The sequence below is a fragment of the Ruegeria sp. J8 genome (assembly GCF_056531925.1).
Genome location: NZ_JBQFMR010000010.1, coordinates 73427 through 89140 on the forward strand (window position 1 = coordinate 73427; position 15714 = coordinate 89140).

15 protein-coding genes are annotated in these 15714 nt (G+C 57.8%); 10 read left to right on the plus strand and 5 right to left on the minus strand.

Annotated features, from left to right (window positions below):
* The first annotated feature begins 43 nt into the window (after window positions 1–43).
* The 6 genes from purS to ACR0L1_RS18795 all read left to right on the plus strand — a co-directional run bounded on the left by purS (window position 44) and on the right by ACR0L1_RS18795 (window position 8483).
* A complete protein-coding gene (gene purS, locus ACR0L1_RS18770; protein WP_170769673.1) occupies window positions 44–274 on the plus strand; it encodes a phosphoribosylformylglycinamidine synthase subunit PurS in 231 nt (76 codons plus the stop codon).
* Window positions 275–278: 4 nt separating this feature from the next.
* Window positions 279–1322, plus strand: a complete 1044-nt coding sequence (locus ACR0L1_RS18775) for a zinc-dependent alcohol dehydrogenase family protein (RefSeq protein WP_480860303.1) — start codon at window positions 279–281, stop codon at window positions 1320–1322.
* Between the two features lie 11 nt (window positions 1323–1333).
* The gene (gene purQ, locus ACR0L1_RS18780; RefSeq protein WP_170791025.1) at window positions 1334–2002 is read left to right on the plus strand and encodes a phosphoribosylformylglycinamidine synthase subunit PurQ; all 669 of its coding nucleotides are present in this window, start codon (window positions 1334–1336) and stop codon (window positions 2000–2002) included.
* A 37-nt stretch (window positions 2003–2039) separates the two neighbouring features.
* Window positions 2040–3818 (plus strand): sensor histidine kinase, encoded by a 1779-nt coding sequence (locus ACR0L1_RS18785; protein ID WP_170791023.1) that lies wholly within the window; start codon window positions 2040–2042, stop codon window positions 3816–3818.
* Between the two features lie 12 nt (window positions 3819–3830).
* Window positions 3831–5165, plus strand: coding sequence for a sigma-54-dependent transcriptional regulator (locus ACR0L1_RS18790; RefSeq protein WP_170769677.1), 1335 nt, complete (start codon window positions 3831–3833; stop codon window positions 5163–5165).
* 516 nt (window positions 5166–5681) lie between these two features.
* Window positions 5682–8483 carry an Rne/Rng family ribonuclease gene (locus tag ACR0L1_RS18795; protein WP_480860306.1) on the plus strand — a complete coding sequence of 934 codons (2802 nt, stop codon included), beginning with the start codon at window positions 5682–5684 and terminating at the stop codon, window positions 8481–8483.
* Between the two features lie 50 nt (window positions 8484–8533).
* Here ACR0L1_RS18795 and ACR0L1_RS18800 read toward each other — a convergent pair whose 3' ends face one another.
* Window positions 8534–8767, minus strand: coding sequence for a sulfurtransferase TusA family protein (locus ACR0L1_RS18800; RefSeq protein ID WP_170769679.1), 234 nt, complete (start codon window positions 8765–8767; stop codon window positions 8534–8536).
* A 105-nt stretch (window positions 8768–8872) separates the two neighbouring features.
* Here ACR0L1_RS18800 and ACR0L1_RS18805 point away from each other — a divergent pair, with 105 nt between their 5' ends.
* The 4 genes from ACR0L1_RS18805 to ACR0L1_RS18820 all read left to right on the plus strand — a co-directional run bounded on the left by ACR0L1_RS18805 (window position 8873) and on the right by ACR0L1_RS18820 (window position 13203).
* Window positions 8873–9625 carry a cytochrome c biogenesis CcdA family protein gene (locus tag ACR0L1_RS18805; RefSeq protein ID WP_480860307.1) on the plus strand — a complete coding sequence of 251 codons (753 nt, stop codon included), beginning with the start codon at window positions 8873–8875 and terminating at the stop codon, window positions 9623–9625.
* A gap of 63 nt (window positions 9626–9688) precedes the next feature.
* Window positions 9689–10903: a hypothetical protein gene (locus tag ACR0L1_RS18810; RefSeq protein ID WP_480860309.1), complete on the plus strand. Its 1215-nt coding sequence runs from the start codon at window positions 9689–9691 to the stop codon at window positions 10901–10903.
* Complete coding sequence (locus tag ACR0L1_RS18815; protein WP_480504364.1) at window positions 10900–12249, plus strand: cytochrome P450; 1350 nt, start codon at window positions 10900–10902, stop codon at window positions 12247–12249. Before ACR0L1_RS18810 ends, ACR0L1_RS18815 begins: the two co-directional genes overlap by 4 nt.
* A 72-nt stretch (window positions 12250–12321) precedes the next feature.
* Window positions 12322–13203, plus strand: coding sequence for a fructose bisphosphate aldolase (locus ACR0L1_RS18820; protein ID WP_170769683.1), 882 nt, complete (start codon window positions 12322–12324; stop codon window positions 13201–13203).
* Between the two features lie 6 nt (window positions 13204–13209).
* On the opposite strand, the gene ACR0L1_RS18825 is transcribed toward ACR0L1_RS18820, so the two are convergent.
* From ACR0L1_RS18825 to fumC, 4 genes are read right to left on the minus strand one after another with little or no spacing between them, the layout of a single operon-like run.
* On the minus strand, window positions 13210–13812 hold the full coding sequence (locus tag ACR0L1_RS18825) for a DNA-3-methyladenine glycosylase I (protein ID WP_170769684.1): 603 nt from the start codon (window positions 13810–13812) through the stop codon (window positions 13210–13212).
* Between the two features lie 57 nt (window positions 13813–13869).
* Complete coding sequence (locus tag ACR0L1_RS18830) at window positions 13870–14091, minus strand: ribbon-helix-helix domain-containing protein (RefSeq protein WP_170769685.1); 222 nt, start codon at window positions 14089–14091, stop codon at window positions 13870–13872.
* On the minus strand, window positions 14088–14264 hold the full coding sequence (locus tag ACR0L1_RS18835; RefSeq protein WP_170769686.1) for a DUF4169 family protein: 177 nt from the start codon (window positions 14262–14264) through the stop codon (window positions 14088–14090). Before ACR0L1_RS18835 ends, ACR0L1_RS18830 begins: the two co-directional genes overlap by 4 nt.
* Window positions 14264–15658: a class II fumarate hydratase gene (fumC, locus tag ACR0L1_RS18840; RefSeq protein ID WP_170791004.1), complete on the minus strand. Its 1395-nt coding sequence runs from the start codon at window positions 15656–15658 to the stop codon at window positions 14264–14266. Before fumC ends, ACR0L1_RS18835 begins: the two co-directional genes overlap by 1 nt.
* Between the last annotated feature and the right edge of the window lie 56 nt (window positions 15659–15714).

Genomic DNA, 15714 nt, shown 5'->3' on the forward strand with positions numbered 1-15714 from the left:
CGGAACGGGCCGCGACTTTTGGCCCTTAGCTGGAGTTGCAGGAATGAAAGCACGTGTGCATGTGATGCTCAAGAATGGGGTTCTCGACCCGCAGGGCGAGGCCGTGCGCCACGCATTGGGTGCCATGGGCTTTGATCAGGTCGAAGGCGTGCGTCAGGGCAAGGTGATCGACCTTGAGCTGGCCGACGGCGCGACCGAAGCCGACGTGACCCAGATGTGCGAAAAACTGTTGGCAAACACGGTCATCGAACGCTACGAGATCGAACTGGTCTAAGCGGATGCGGGCGGCGCGTCTAATCACCTATCGCCAGCCGCTCGAGCTGGCCTCGGTTTCCGATCCGGAACCGGGAGAGGACGGTGTGGTTCTGCGCGTGCTGGCCTGCGGCGTGTGCCGTTCCGACTGGCACGCATGGTCCGGTGCGGACCCCGATGTTGTCCTTCCCATGATTCCCGGACACGAATTCTGTGGCGAGGTGGTTGCGGTTGGCGCGCGTGTCAGCCGTTGGAAGGCAGGGGATCGGGTGATCGCGCCCTTCATTCTGGCTTGCGGCCATTGTCCGGATTGCGCGCAAGGCCATCAGACAATCTGCGCCGATCAGGTGGTGCCTGGCTTTACCTGCGATGGCGCATTTGCTGAATATGTCTCGGTGGCGCATGCAGATGCCAATCTTTCGGTGTTGCCTGACACAATGGCTCCTGAAATTGCTGCTGCCTTGGGCTGTCGTGTCACGACGGCCTGGCAGGCCCTGGTGGGGCGTGCGCAGTTGCAAGGCGGTGAGTGGCTAGCGGTTTTCGGCGGCGGTGGAGTAGGGATATCGACCCTGTTGCTGGGCAAGGCGCTGGGTGCGCGCGTGATCGTTGTGGATATCGCCGACGACAAGTTGAACTACGCCAAAACTCTGGGTGCAGATGTGGTGGTCAACGCGGCGACCAGCAATGCGCCAGAGGCTATTAAGGATATCACCTGCGGTGGTGCCCATGTCGCGATCGAGGCGCTGGGGATCGAAACTACTACAATCGCCGCCATGAAATCCCTGCGTAAGCTGGGTCGCATGGTGCAAATAGGAATGCCCGCCGGACCGCATAGCAACATGACCTTGCCGATGGATGCGCTTTATTCCGGTCAGCTTGCCGTATTCGGAACCCGCGGTATGCCCAGCTGGCGCTACCCCTCGCTTTTGTCGTTGATCGCAGGGGGCAGTGTTGACCTGAGCCCACTGGTGACGCGGCATATTTCTTTGTCCCAGGTAAGTGAAGAACTTGCCGCCTTTGACCACCCGACGCCGCCCGGCGTTGCCGTTGTCACCGATTTCACGCATTAGGAGGCCCCGCCATGCGCGCAGCAGTCATCGTATTTCCCGGCTCCAACTGTGACCGGGACCTGGCCGTGGCCTTTGAACAGGCCGGTTTTCAGGTCGACATGGTCTGGCACAAGGATGCCGCTCTGCCCGAGGGCGTGGATATCGTGGGCGTGCCCGGCGGGTTCTCGTACGGTGACTACCTGCGTTGCGGTGCGATTGCCGCGCAGTCTCCTATCTGCAAAGCGGTTGTCGACCATACCGACCGTGGTGGCTATGCCGTAGGGATTTGCAACGGTTTTCAGATCCTGACCGAAACCGGGATCTTGCCGGGGGCGCTGCTGCGCAATGCGGGCTTGAAGTACATCTGCAAGACCGTCGGCCTGAAAGTTCAAACCAGCGACAGCGCCTTTACGCAGGGCTACAACGCAGGTGACGAGATCGGCGTGCCGATTGCCCATCATGATGGAAACTATTTTGCTGACGACGCAACATTGTCCACGCTTCGTGATCAAGATCGCATCGCATTCACCTATACCGAGAATCCGAATGGCTCGGTCGGGGACATCGCAGGCATCCTGTCGGAAAACCGCAGGGTTCTCGGGATGATGCCGCACCCAGAACGGGCGGCAGATCAGGGCCATGGCGGCACGGACGGAACGGCATTGTTCCGCGCATTATCAGGCGTTCTTGCGCCAGCGTGACTTGAGGAACCGATTCAGCCCGCGTAGTTTCCGGGGCATGAGTTCCGACAATCGTTCAGGCTGGTCTTCTTTCAAGACCCCGTTTCAAGGCGCCCCTTTGGGGTGGCGATTGCGCGTTGCGGTCACGGTTCTTCTTCTGGCAACTGTGGCGACGATTTGGGTCACGAACCGGTTGCTGATCGACCGCTTTACCGAATCCACGCGCAACCGCGCTGAACTGCGGCTGGCTTTGTACTCCGGAAATTTGCTGAGCGAACTACGCCGCAATGCTATTGTTCCGCAGCTTTTGGCGCGCGATCCCAGCCTGATCTCGGCCTTGCAGTCCAGTGACTATACGCTTTCCAGCCAACGCTTGATTTCATTTGTCGAGGAAATAGGCGCGGCCTCTCTGATGCTGTTGGACGGCGATGGTCTGACACGGGCGGCGACGGACAGGAACCGTCTTGGCGAAGGGCACAGAAACTCGCCTTATTTCATTGATGCGGTTCGCTCCAACGCGACGATCTTTACCGTGATCCAGACGGAGTCTGGTGGATACAGCTTTGTTTATTCGCGTCGGATTGAGGCAAATGCCGAAGTCCTCGGTGTCATCGTGGTCGAGGTCGATCTGCAAAAGTTCGAACGCGCTTGGGCCGGAATCTCGGATGCCGTTATGGTGGCGGACAGCACCGGGACCGTGATCCTTTCGACCGAACCCAAATGGCGCGGACTGGACGAAAACACTGCCATTCAACGCCAATCGCCGGATTCTGCCATCGAACGCGCCATACGCGCGACGGCCGATTGGACAGCCCTGCCTGCCGACGCCTATGTGCAGGGCGAGGCCGTGATGCGCATGGAAACCCGCATTCCGTTTCGTGGATGGAAGATGACATCATTCACGACCTATTCCTCTATCCGCGAAAAAGTGAACAGCGTCATCGCGTTGGAGATCATGGGCTTTGCGATTCTTCTGGCGCTGGCCTTCTATGCGCTCAGCCGCCGGGCCACGTTCCGCATGACGCTGTTTCAGCGCGAGTCGGCAGAGCTTCGCGCATTGAACGCCCGCTTGCAGCGGGAAATTGCTGAACGTGAACGGGTAGAAAAGACGCTGGAAGTGGCTGAGCAGACGCTGGCTCAAAGCTCGAAACTTGCGGCGTTGGGTGAGATGTCGGCAGCCGTCAGTCATGAGCTTAATCAACCTCTGGCTGCAATGAAAACCTATCTGGCCGGGGCACGCCTTTTGCTGCGCCGCAACCGTCCCGAAGAGGCATTGGCCAGCTTTGGTCGCATAGACGGGCTGATTGAGCGGATGGGGGCGATCACCCGCCAGCTCAAGTCTTACGCAAGAAAGGGGGCGGACGCGTTTTCCCCTGTAAATCTTGGCGAAGCGCTGGCCTCGGCCTTGTCAATGATGGAACCGCAGTTGCGGCAACGCCATGTTAAGATCACTCAGATTCTGCCCGAAGAACCGGTATTGGCCATGGGCGACCGGATGCGGATCGAGCAGGTTATGGTAAACCTCTTGCGCAACGCGCTGGACGCCACCAAGTCAGTATCTGAGCCCGACGTTGAAATCATTTTGGCAGCAGGCGATATGGCGGTGTTGACGGTGCGCGACAATGGGCATGGTATCGAAGATATCGAGAACCTGTTCGAGCCGTTCTATACAACCAAGCAGCCGGGCGACGGGGTTGGGCTGGGGCTTGCCATCTCCTCTGGGATCGTGAACGACCATGGGGGACGGCTGACCGCCCGCAACAGTCCCAACGGGGGCGCGGTGTTCGAGATGCAGTTGCCAATACTTGGAAGCGATGGCCTAGAGGCCGCGGAATAACGGGGTAAGAAAATGGCACAAGCCATGAAGATCGCCATTGTGGACGACGAACAGGATATGCGCCAGTCGATCAGTCAATGGCTGGCACTGTCGGGATATGACACCGAAACCTTTGCCAGCGCCGAGGATGCGCTCAAGGTATTAGGGCCGGACTACCCCGGCATCGTGATCTCGGACATCAAGATGCCCGGTATGGACGGCATTCAGTTGCTGAAGAAACTCATGGGCGCGGACAGTACACTGCCGGTGATCATGATCACCGGGCATGGGGACGTGCCTATGGCGGTTGAGGCGATGCGCGTGGGCGCGTTCGACTTTCTGGAAAAGCCCTTCAACCCCGACCGGATGTCCGAACTGGCCAAACGCGCCAGCAACGCCCGTCGTCTGACGCTCGACAACCGGGCTTTGCGGCGTGAGTTGTCCGATGGCACCCAGATCATGAGCAAACTGATCGGGGCCAGCCCGGTCATGGAGCGCCTGCGCGAAGATATTCTGGATCTGGGACAGGCCGATGGGCATGTTCTTATCGACGGTGAAACCGGAACTGGCAAGACATTGGTGGCGCACGCTCTGCACGCCGTTGGCAGTCGGGCAGGCAAGAAATTCGTCCTGATCTCATGCGCAGCCTTGGAGGAAGAGGCGCTGTCCAAACGGTTGTTCGGGCCTATGATGCCCGAGGATGCGCAATTGCCTGCCATTGAAGAGGCGCGTGGCGGCACGCTGGTGCTGGAAGATGTCGAAGCGTTGAGCGACACGTTGCAGGCGCGATTGCTGAGCGTGATGAATGATCAGGGCACACCTGCCGAGACCCGCATTATCGCAATTTCGAATTTGCAGGAAGCGGGAAAGACCTCGGAAGATGTTCTGCGACCGGACTTGTTCTATCGGTTGGCTGCGCTGCGCATCACCATGCCGCCGCTGCGCCAGCGCGGCGAAGATATCCTGACGCTATTCACGCGCCTTAGCGAGCAATTTGCCGAGGAATATGGCTGTGATGCACCGCAGGTCAGTGCGCAGGAGGCCGCGCAGCTGTTGCAGGCACCGTGGCCGGGTAATGTGCGGCAGCTTATTAACATTGCGGAACGTGCGGTTCTGCAATCACGGCGCGGGTCTGGAACGATCGCATCGTTGTTGATGTCGGATCATGAAGAGATGCAACCGGTTATGACCACAGAGGGCAAGCCGCTGAAAGAATATGTTGAGGCGTTCGAGCGGATGCTAATCGACAATACCATGCGCCGGCACAAAGGCTCGATCGCTTCGGTGATGGATGAGCTGTGTCTGCCGCGTCGGACGTTGAACGAAAAGATGGCGAAATACGGGTTGCAACGCTCGGACTATTTGTGACGGTTGGGAGGGGGCCAGCCCCCTCTTGAGCCTGTGGCTCAATTCACCCCCGAGGTATTTTTTAAACAGAAGAAGGTTTGGGAGCGTGCTGGATTGAGGCGGCATGCAGTTTGCCCATTGTCTTTTCCACAGGACTGCTTTTATTGTACCCGAACGGGCCGGGCCATTTTTGTGCCCTGAAGTCCCGAATCTTTGAGTTTCGCTGCGAGGTCGCAGGTGGTGACATCTTCCCACAAAGGCTGAGCAGGCCGATTGTGCCCCGATCAAGGGGCAGTTGAACGCCTGAACCCGCGGATGCGGGTGAAAGGAATATAATGGGCAGACAGCGTCAAGGCGCGTCTGTCGGAGAAGAACCGCGATGACGCGCGCGCAACGATTGACTATACGGGCAGGGGGCCACAGCGCCAGACCCTGCCGCGCGCCGTCCGAAATCGCCCGTACAAGACACCTCCCCAAAAGTGCCTGTCCGCCTGGACGGGTCAGGACAACGCGTTTGGCGCGGTGCACCAAGGACAAATGGCTAAGAAAATGCTTATCGATGCCACCCACGCCGAGGAAACTCGGGTTGTGGTGGTCGATGGAAACAAGGTCGAGGAATTCGATTTTGAATCCGAAAACAAACGCCAGCTCGCTGGTAACATCTATCTTGCAAAAGTAACACGGGTCGAGCCGTCGCTGCAGGCGGCTTTTGTGGACTATGGCGGGAACCGGCATGGGTTCCTTGCGTTTTCCGAGATTCATCCGGACTATTACCAGATCCCCGTCGCCGACCGCGAGGCGCTGATGGAGGAAGAGCGCGCCTATGCCGAGGCGATGAAAGCGCGCGACGAGGCTGAGGAAGCGAAGCCCAAGAAGCGCCGGTCGCGGTCGCGGAGCAAGGCAGCGGATGTGAAAACCGATGATGCAGTGGAAACGCTGGAGGTGTCGTCGGAACCGTCGGGCATGGAAACCATTGACCTGGATGACGGGGATGAGAACGCCGATATGGCCGTTCCCGAAGGCTCGTCTCCGGTCGATCGCGTTGCAGAAACACCGGTTGAAGAACCCGAAGAGGATGCGACATCCGAGGATACTCCGGCTGAGACTGAAGAGGCGGGTACTGAGGTTGCATCGGAAGATGACCAGCCGGATGTAGCGGCAGAGCCAGAGCTCGCAGAGGAAGCTGAGCTTGAGGCGGCTGTTACGGATTACGCGGTGGCAGAAGATGCTGCGGAGACCGAAGAGGCAGAAGGAAAACCTGAGGACGAGGGCGAGGCGCGTGCAGACGCGACGGCCAAGGATGCCTCGATTGAATCTGTAGCGGATGAGGATGACAGCGAGGATATTCGTCCTCCGCGCAAACCGCGCCCGCGCCGGTACAAGATTCAAGAGGTCATCAAAGTCCGCCAGGTTCTGCTGGTGCAGGTCGTCAAGGAAGAGCGGGGCAATAAAGGTGCCGCGCTGACCACCTATCTCTCGCTTGCAGGGCGTTATTGCGTGTTGATGCCGAATACCGCGCGTGGCGGTGGGATCAGCCGCAAGATCACCAACGCACCGGATCGTAAGAAGCTGAAGGAAATCGCTGCCGAGATTGACGTGCCCACGGGCGCAGGTCTGATCATTCGGACCGCAGGCGCCAAACGTACCAAGTCCGAGATCAAGCGCGACTACGAATACCTGCAGCGCATGTGGGAGCAGATCCGCGAACTGACGCTGAAATCCATCGCGCCCGCGAAGATCTATGAGGAAGGCGATCTGATCAAACGGTCGATCCGCGACCTTTACAATCGCGAGATCGACGAGGTTCTGGTCGAAGGCGAGGGCGGCTATCGCATCGCCAAGGACTTCATGAAAATGATAATGCCGTCACACGCCAAGAACGTGAAGCGGTATGAGGATTCGTTGCCTCTGTTTGCGCGTTATCAGGTGGAAAGCTATCTGGCTGGGATGTTCAACCCGACCGTACAGCTGAAATCCGGCGGCTATATCGTGATCGGCGTGACTGAGGCGCTTGTGGCGATCGACGTGAACTCAGGGCGGGCGACCAAGGAAGGCTCGATCGAGGAAACCGCGCTCAAGACCAACCTTGAGGCGGCCGAGGAAGTCGCGCGCCAGCTGCGCCTGCGCGATCTGGCCGGTCTGATCGTCATCGACTTTATCGATATGGACGAGCGTAAGAACAATTCGGCTGTCGAAAAGCGCCTGAAGGACAAGTTGAAAACCGACCGTGCCCGCATTCAGGTGGGTCGGATTTCCGGCTTTGGCCTGCTCGAGATGAGCCGTCAACGTCTGCGCCCCGGCATGCTTGAGGCGACGACACAGCCTTGTCCATCGTGCCATGGCACAGGGCTGATCCGCTCGGATGATAATATGGCGCTGACCATTCTGCGCCAGATCGAAGAAGAGGGTACCCGCCGCCGCTCACGCGAGGTGTTGGTACGCTGCCCTGTCAGCATTGCGAACTTCCTGATGAACCAGAAGCGCGAGCATATCGCGCAGATCGAGGCACGCTATGGCCTGTCGGTTCGGATCGAAGGCGATATTCATCTGGTCAGCCCCGATTTCTCGATGGAGAAGTTCAAGACTGCCAGCCGAATTGTGCCCGAAGCCTCCGCGCCTGTTGTGTCGGTGGACGCGTCCCTAATGGATCTCGTGGATGCAGATGAAGAGGAAAAGGTTGAGGAAGAAACGCCTGTGACCGACGAAGAGGTCAAACCCAAACGCAAACGTCGTCGGCGGCGTCGCAAGAAAGGCAATGGGAATGGCGATCAGGCCGAAGGGACGGCGGACGAGGCTGAAAGCCAGGACGAACCCTCTGCGGAAGATGCGCCTGCCGAAGCGGATGCAGCCGAGAAAAGCGACGAGGAAGCAGAGGTCAAACCAAAGCGTCGTCGTGCACCGCGCCGCAAAAAGAAAGAAGAAGCACCGGTTGAAGATGAAGTCAGCGCCGAGGCGTCTGATGAGGCCGAGACACCTTCGGAACCCCTTGAAGCGGCAGCGGTTGAAGAACCGCGTGTCGAAGCTGCCGAAGAACCTGCGGCCGAGACGTCAGAGGATTCCCAAGAAGCGGAGCCTGCAGTCGCAGCGGATGAACCTGTGGCAGAACCCGAAGCCGAAGAAGTTTCCGAAGAAGGGGCTGCAGCAGAACCTGTTGAAGAGCTTAGCGCCGAGCCAACCGCTGAACCCGTTGCCGAAGCCAGGGAAGAACCTGCAGCGGAACCCGTCGCTGAAGCTCCGCAAGAGCCTGTGGTCGAAGAACCGGTTCTTGAGGTTGTGTCGGACGAACCTGAAAAGCCCGCTAAGCCGAAAAGGCGTGGGTGGTGGTCATTGGGACAGTGACCAAAGGGCGGGCCAATGGCCCGCCTTTTTTGTTCAGTATTGAAACAATTCTAGCCTATTTTCTGGATGATATAGATCTGATGCCCGTCTGCCTCGTCCTGTGAAACGAGGCGATGACCGCTTTCCGCGCAAAAATGCGGAACGTCGACAACGGCTGCCGGATCGTCGGCCAAGACACGCAATAATGCGCCTTCCGGCATAGATTTCAGGCGCTTACGTGCCTTGAGGACGGGTAGGGGGCATAGCAGCCCCAACGCATCAAGTGTATCAGATGGGTTTGACATAGGCCTGAGATATTTCCAACTTGGCTGGGTGTCCAGCGTGCAACCACGAGGATGTGACCGAATGGCCCCGTGACGTTCACGGCTTCATACCATATGTGCTGAAACATGTTCGGAATTGATATCATAGACGCGGGCCTGCTGCCTGCCATGTTCATCGCGATGCTGGGCGGGCTGATCAGCTTTCTGTCGCCTTGCGTTTTGCCCATCGTTCCGCCTTATTTGGCCTATATGAGCGGCGTGTCGATCAACGAAATGCAGGATCAGGCCGCCGCCAGACGCAAGGCAACGCTAACGGCGTTGTTCTTTGTGCTTGGCCTGTCGACGGTCTTCCTGTTGCTGGGCTTTACCGCATCGGCCTTCGGGGCCTTTGTGCTGCAAAATCAAGTGCTGTTCGCAAAGCTGTCGGGCGCGGTTGTTATCGTGTTCGGCCTGCACTTTCTGAACGTGTTCCGCATTCCTTTCCTGGACCGGGAAGCGCGGATTGAAACGGGCGACTCGGGTGGTTCCGTGTTTGGAGCCTATATTCTGGGCCTTGCATTCGCCTTCGGCTGGACGCCCTGCATCGGGCCGCAACTGGGGGCGATTCTGTCTCTGGCCGCGTCCGAGGCCTCGGTCGCTCGGGGAACTTTGTTGCTGGGCGTTTATGCGGCCGGGCTGGGTATTCCGTTCCTGCTGGCAGCGATGTTCCTGAACCGCTCGATGACTGTGATGAACAAGATCAAACCGCACATGGCGACGATCGAGAAAGTCATGGGTGGCCTGCTGCTGTTCGTAGGTATCATGCTGATCACCGGCCTGTTCACTCAGTTCAGCTGGTGGCTGCTGGAAACCTTCCCTACGTTGGCAAATTTCGGTTAAAAACCGGACCCCTCTTACCTTGCCGGTAACGCTGCGCTAACCTGCGCCGCAGAAGGTAAGGGCATGCGCAGTCACGACAATCACAGGCAGGTCAAACGACGTCGGGTGTTCTATATTCCCGGCTATGACCCCATTCATCCCCGCCGGTACCGAGAGCTTTACCGGACCGAAAGCGCGGCTCAGGCGGCCCTATCAGGGTATGAAATCACACTATCGCCCAGAACTGGCGATGGGCCTTATGGTTGGCACGTGCGATCCGTGCAGGACGGGACGGCGGTAGAGGCCGAGTTTCAGGTGCTCGTGTGGTCGGATATCGTGCGCGACAGCATGTCGAACTCGATAGCGGCAACCTATGGGCAACTGATCAGAACTGCGTGGGTCTATATCTCGACTGGGGCTTTGTGGCGGTTGATGAAGCTCCGCAAAGGTCCTGTAATCGCCGCAATTTATCCGGTTGCGATGTTGCTGATCCAATTGGGTGTCGCTGTCGGCGCCGCGTTGGGAATATGGGCGCTTCTGTCGTCGATACTGGGCTGGGTGGCCTGCCTTCCTGCCACCGCATTGGGCTATGCCGTGCTGCGATGGTTCCGCAAAATCGACAACCACCTGTTCGCCTATTACCTGATGCATGACTATGCCCATTCCGCCGCATGTCGGGGGCGAACGCCTCTTGCGTTGCAGCAACGCCTTTGTGAATTCGCGTCGTTGGTCGACGCCGCGCTGAAGGATGACGTGGATGAAGTTCTGGTCGTAGGTCACAGTTCGGGCGCGCATCTTGGTGTCGCCGTCCTGGCCGAGCTTATCCGGTCTGCACTCCCAGACAGAGACGGTCCAACACTGTCTTTTCTGTCGCTTGGTCAAGTGGTTCCGATGGTCTCTTTTCTGCCGGACGCGACCGACTTACGCGCTGATCTGCAATTCCTCTCGCAGCAAGAGGGGGTGACGTGGGTCGATGTCTCGGCCCCAGGCGACGGATGCGCCTTTGCGCTTTGTGATCCAGTTTCTGTGACAGGCGTTAGAACCGACGCGAAGAAATGGCCTTTGGTACTATCGGCCGCCTTTACGCAGACACTTTCACCAGAGCGGTGGAGGCAGTTGCGCTGGCGGTTCTTTCGGCTGCATTTTCAGTATCTTTGCGCTTTTGACCGGGTGAGCGCCTATGATTATTTCCGTGTGACCGCTGGACCTTTGACCTTGGGTGCACGTTTCGGGGGTCGCGCACCTTCCAAATCGCGCATTGATACGCCTGTGTCGAAATACCGCTCGGTGGTTGGATGAAACCGCCCAAGCCGACCCCGCGGCCAGACAAGGTCTCGCTTTGGCGATATCTCAAACTGTTTCGGCAGGATCTTTTGTCGGCCCAGCCACAACGACTCTACCGGGCATGGATGGCTGAATTTCGGACTGTTTTCTTTCGATCCTACATGATCAACCAGCCAGAGCTGGTTGAAACTGTATTGAAAAAGAGGCCCGACGACTTCCCCAAGTCCAACCGCATCGCCGAAGGCCTGCGCCCTTTGCTGGGCAATTCAGTGTTTCTGACCAATGGTGACACGTGGAAACGCCAGCGGCGGATCATTGACCCTGCCTTTGAAGGCGGCCGTCTGAAAGATACCTTTCCGGCGATGCAGGATGCCGCGCAAGCCGCCAACGATCGGTTGCAGCAAAGCCTGAACCAGATCCTCGAATGTGAGAAATTCACCAGCCACGCGGCGGCGGATGTGATCTTTCGGACCCTGTTTTCAGTGCCCATCGAGCATGAAGTTGCCGCGCAGGTGTTCACTAAATTCCGCGCCTATCAACGCAGACAGCCCTTGTTGAACCTAGCCGCGTTCCTACCGCTGCCTAGCTGGATGCCTCGGTTCCATTCACGCCAAACAAAACAAAATGCCCGAGAAATCAGAGAGCTGATCGAACATCTTGTTTCAGCGCGCGCCGCGCTGATCGCCCAAGGTATGGCGCCAAACGATCTGGCGACCAAGATCATGACGACCCCGGACCCCCAGACTGGCAAGTGTTTCGACACAGACGAGATGGTGGATCAGGTGGCCATCTTCTTTCTGGCTGGCCACGAGACCAGCGCATCCGCATTAGCGTGGGCCCTGTACCTACTGGCACTGTATCCGGACTGGCAGGACAAGGTGGCTGAAGAGGCCGCAGCGCTGGACACCCCCGGCATGACCGCCGTTGCTGGCTTGAAGATCAGCCGCGATGTGTTCCGCGAAACCCTGCGCCTATACCCGCCGGTCCCGATGATGGTGCGGCAGGCCACATGCCCCGAAGTCTTTCGGAACCGGCAGATACAACCCGGTGCTCAGATGGTTATCAGCCCCTGGCACCTGCATCGTCATGAACGCCTGTGGGACAATCCCGACGGGTTCGACCCCGGCAGATGGCACACTGAGAATGGCAAAACCTGCCAGCGCACCGCGTTTATTCCGTTTTCGGCAGGCGCACGGGTCTGTAGCGGGGCAGGGTTCGCGATGGTCGAAGGGCCTTTGATCCTGTCTACGCTGCTGCGCCGCTATCGCTTCGAACTGGTCGAAGGCCAAACACCGGTTCCCGTGGCTCATCTGACCGTTCGCTCAAAAGATGGCATTCGGTTGCGTGTGGTTGAGCGCTAACAAACTACCATCACCAATCACGTTGCTGTATGCGGTTGAAAACAGCGGAATCATTTCGAACGGGAAAACCTTATGTCCAAATCAGAACAGCGCGCGCAAATGGCCAATGGGGCGGGGTTTATCGCCGCTCTGGATCAAAGCGGTGGTTCGACCCCCAAGGCGCTGGCGCTTTATGGTGTTGAGGCATCGGATTACAGCTCGGATGCTGAGATGTTCGGCGAAATCCAGAAGATGCGCGCGCGCATCATTCTGGCCGATGACTTCACTAAGGATAAAGTGATCGGCGCCATCCTGTTCGAACGTACCCTGGGCGAAGAGATCGACGGCAGGAAAGTTGCCGATTACCTGTGGTCGCAAAAAGGGATCGTGCCGTTCCTCAAGATCGACAAGGGGCTAGAGGATGAAGCGAACGGCGTACAGATGATGAAGCCGATCCCTGGCTTGGCGGATACGTTGGCCAAGGCCGACGGTGTTTTCGGCACCAAGGAACGTTCTGTCATCCATGAGGCGAATGCAGAGGGCATCGCCGCTGTGGTCGCCCAACAGTTCGACGTCGCACGCGAGGTTGTTGCAGCTGGTATGGTGCCGATTGTCGAGCCTGAGGTAAACATCAACTCTTCCACCAAGGCCGAGGCTGAGGACATCCTGAAAGCGGAAATCCTGAAGAATCTCAACCAGTTGGAGGACGGGCAGGATGTAATGCTGAAGCTGACCATCCCCAGCACCGCCAATCTTTACGATGCTGTGGCCGATCACCCGCGTGTTCTGCGCGTTGTGGCGCTTTCGGGTGGGTATTCGACTGATCAGGCCTGTGCGCTGCTGTCCGAGAACGGCAAGATGATCGCATCTTTCTCGCGGGCGCTGACCGAGGGTTTGTCGAAACAGCAATCAGATGCCGAGTTCAACGCGGCGCTGGGTGGCAATATCGACAAGATCTTCCAGGCTTCGGTCTGATCTGACCTAAACCGGTTTTGTGAATTCGCGGCGCAAACGCGCCGCTTTTTCACGCATCACACACCCTTCCGCGTGATCATTCACAAGCCCCATCGCCTGCATGAAAGCAAAAACCGTGGTGGGGCCCACGAATTTCCAGCCCCGTTTCTTCAAATCCTTCGACATCGCAATGGACTCGGCCGAGGTTGAGGCCGTTTGCGGAACCGGGGGCATTGTCGTCTCATACCGCCACACATAGGCTGCCAGCGACCCCTCGGCCGCGATCAATTCCTGCGCCCGTTGGGCGTTGTTGATCACGGCCTCGATCTTGCCGCGATGCCGGATGATACCTGCATCCTGCAACAACCGTTCCACATCCGCGTCATCAAATTGCGCCACCTCTTTGATATTGAAATGTTTAAACGCTTTACGGAAATTTTCGCGTTTGGACAGGATTGTGCGCCAGCTTAAGCCGGATTGAAAACTTTCGAGGCAGAGCTTTTCGAATAACCGTTGATCATCCGCGACTGGATATCCCCATTCAGCATCGTGATACGCAAAGAACTCAGGTGCGGCCTGACACCAGGCGCATCTGGGTTGGCCGTCCGGGCCTTGTACGGTCTTCAACATGTATGTACCCTTTTTGTTCCATTGACGCTACTGCGCCTCAGGCCAAAAAGCAATCGCTCACGGACGGTTGCGGTACCAGTTCAGCACATAGACCCGAATTGCCGACGCTAACCCGATATCAGGGTCACGCTCCACATCAATCTGCGCAGCCAACGCATTGATAGGCATTTGTTTTTGCTTTGCAATATCCCGAAATGCGGACCAAAATTCATCCTCAAGCGAGACCGAGGTTCGGTGCCCTTTGAGGGTCACAGAGCGTTTGACAGGGCGCCCGCTCATTCATCTAACTCGTGATTGTCCAGATCGCGTGTCTGTTTTTCTCGATCCAGCCGGTCCGCCTCTTTCTGAGCTTTACTGCGCCCGAAAGCGACGGCGTTCTGGTCAGCGCGGGCCTTTTTGTTGGCCCGCGCTTTTTCCTTGCGGTACCGGTTCAGATTGACCGGTTTGCCCATCAGTCCTTTGGACCAATCATCTGTTCGGGGCGGACAACCGCGTCAAAGGTCGCCTCATCCACGAAACCCAGCGCGATGGCTTCTTCTTTCAAAGTCGTGCCATTCTTGTGCGCCGTTTTGGCAACCTTAGTGGCGTTGTCATAGCCAATGGTGGGGGCCAGCGCTGTCACCAGCATCAGCGATTCCTTCATCAGCTTGTCGATGCGTGGTTCGTTGGCCTGAATGCCCAGCAGCATCCGTTCCGTAAAGCTGTCCGCAGCATCGCCCAGCAACTGGATGGATTGCAGCAAGTTGTAAGACATCATCGGGTTGTAGACGTTCAGTTCAAAATGACCCTGACTACCTGCGAATTTGATCGCGGCGTCATTGCCCATCACATGCGCTGCCACCTGGGTCAGCGCTTCGGCCTGTGTTGGGTTCACTTTGCCGGGCATGATGGACGAGCCGGGCTCATTCTCGGGCAGGATCAGTTCACCAAGGCCGGAACGTGGGCCGGACCCCAAAAGCCTGATATCATTGGCAATCTTGTAGCAGCTACCGGCAATTGTCGCCAAGGCGCCAGACAGGAATACCATGGCATCATGCGCGGCCAGCGCCTCGAACTTGTTGGGCGCGGTGACAAAGGGCAGGTCGGTGATTTCTGCCATATTCGCTGCCACAGCCTCGCCCCATCCGTGCTGCGTGTTCAAACCGGTACCTACAGCTGTACCGCCTTGGGCCAATTCATAAATGCCGGGCATTGCAGCGTTTACACGTGCGATTCCCTGTCGGATTTGATGGGCATAGCCGCCAAATTCCTGGCCAAGCGTCAGAGGGGTCGCGTCTTGCGTATGGGTACGGCCGATCTTGATGATATCTTTGAACTCATCCGCTTTCTGTTCCAGTCCACTGGCCAGCTTTTCCAGGCCGGGCAAGAGGACATCCCGAACGCTCATCGCGGTTGCGATATGCATGGCGGTTGGGAAGGTGTCGTTTGACGATTGCCCCATATTGCAGTGATCATTGGGATGCACCGGGTCCTTCGATCCGATCACGCCGCCGAGAATCTCTATGGCGCGGTTTGCAATCACCTCGTTCGAGTTCATGTTCGATTGGGTGCCGGAGCCGGTTTGCCACACTACTAGCGGGAAGTTGTCGTCGAACTTCCCTTCAAACACCTCACCAGCCGCCTGAATTACCGCATCCGCAATCGTTGCGTCCAGTTTGCCGGTTGCCTTGTTCTGCATGGCGCAGGCTTTCTTGATCACCCCTAGCGCACGCACGATGGCGACGGGCTGTTTTTCCCAGCCGATGGGAAAATTCATGATCGAGCGTTGCGTCTGCGCGCCCCAATACTTGTCTGAGGGAACCTCCAACGGGCCAAAGCTGTCGGATTCGGTGCGGGTCTGGGACATCGGTCACTCCGTCGTGTATGCCGTTGCATGCCGTTTACGCACAACTTTAGCATCAT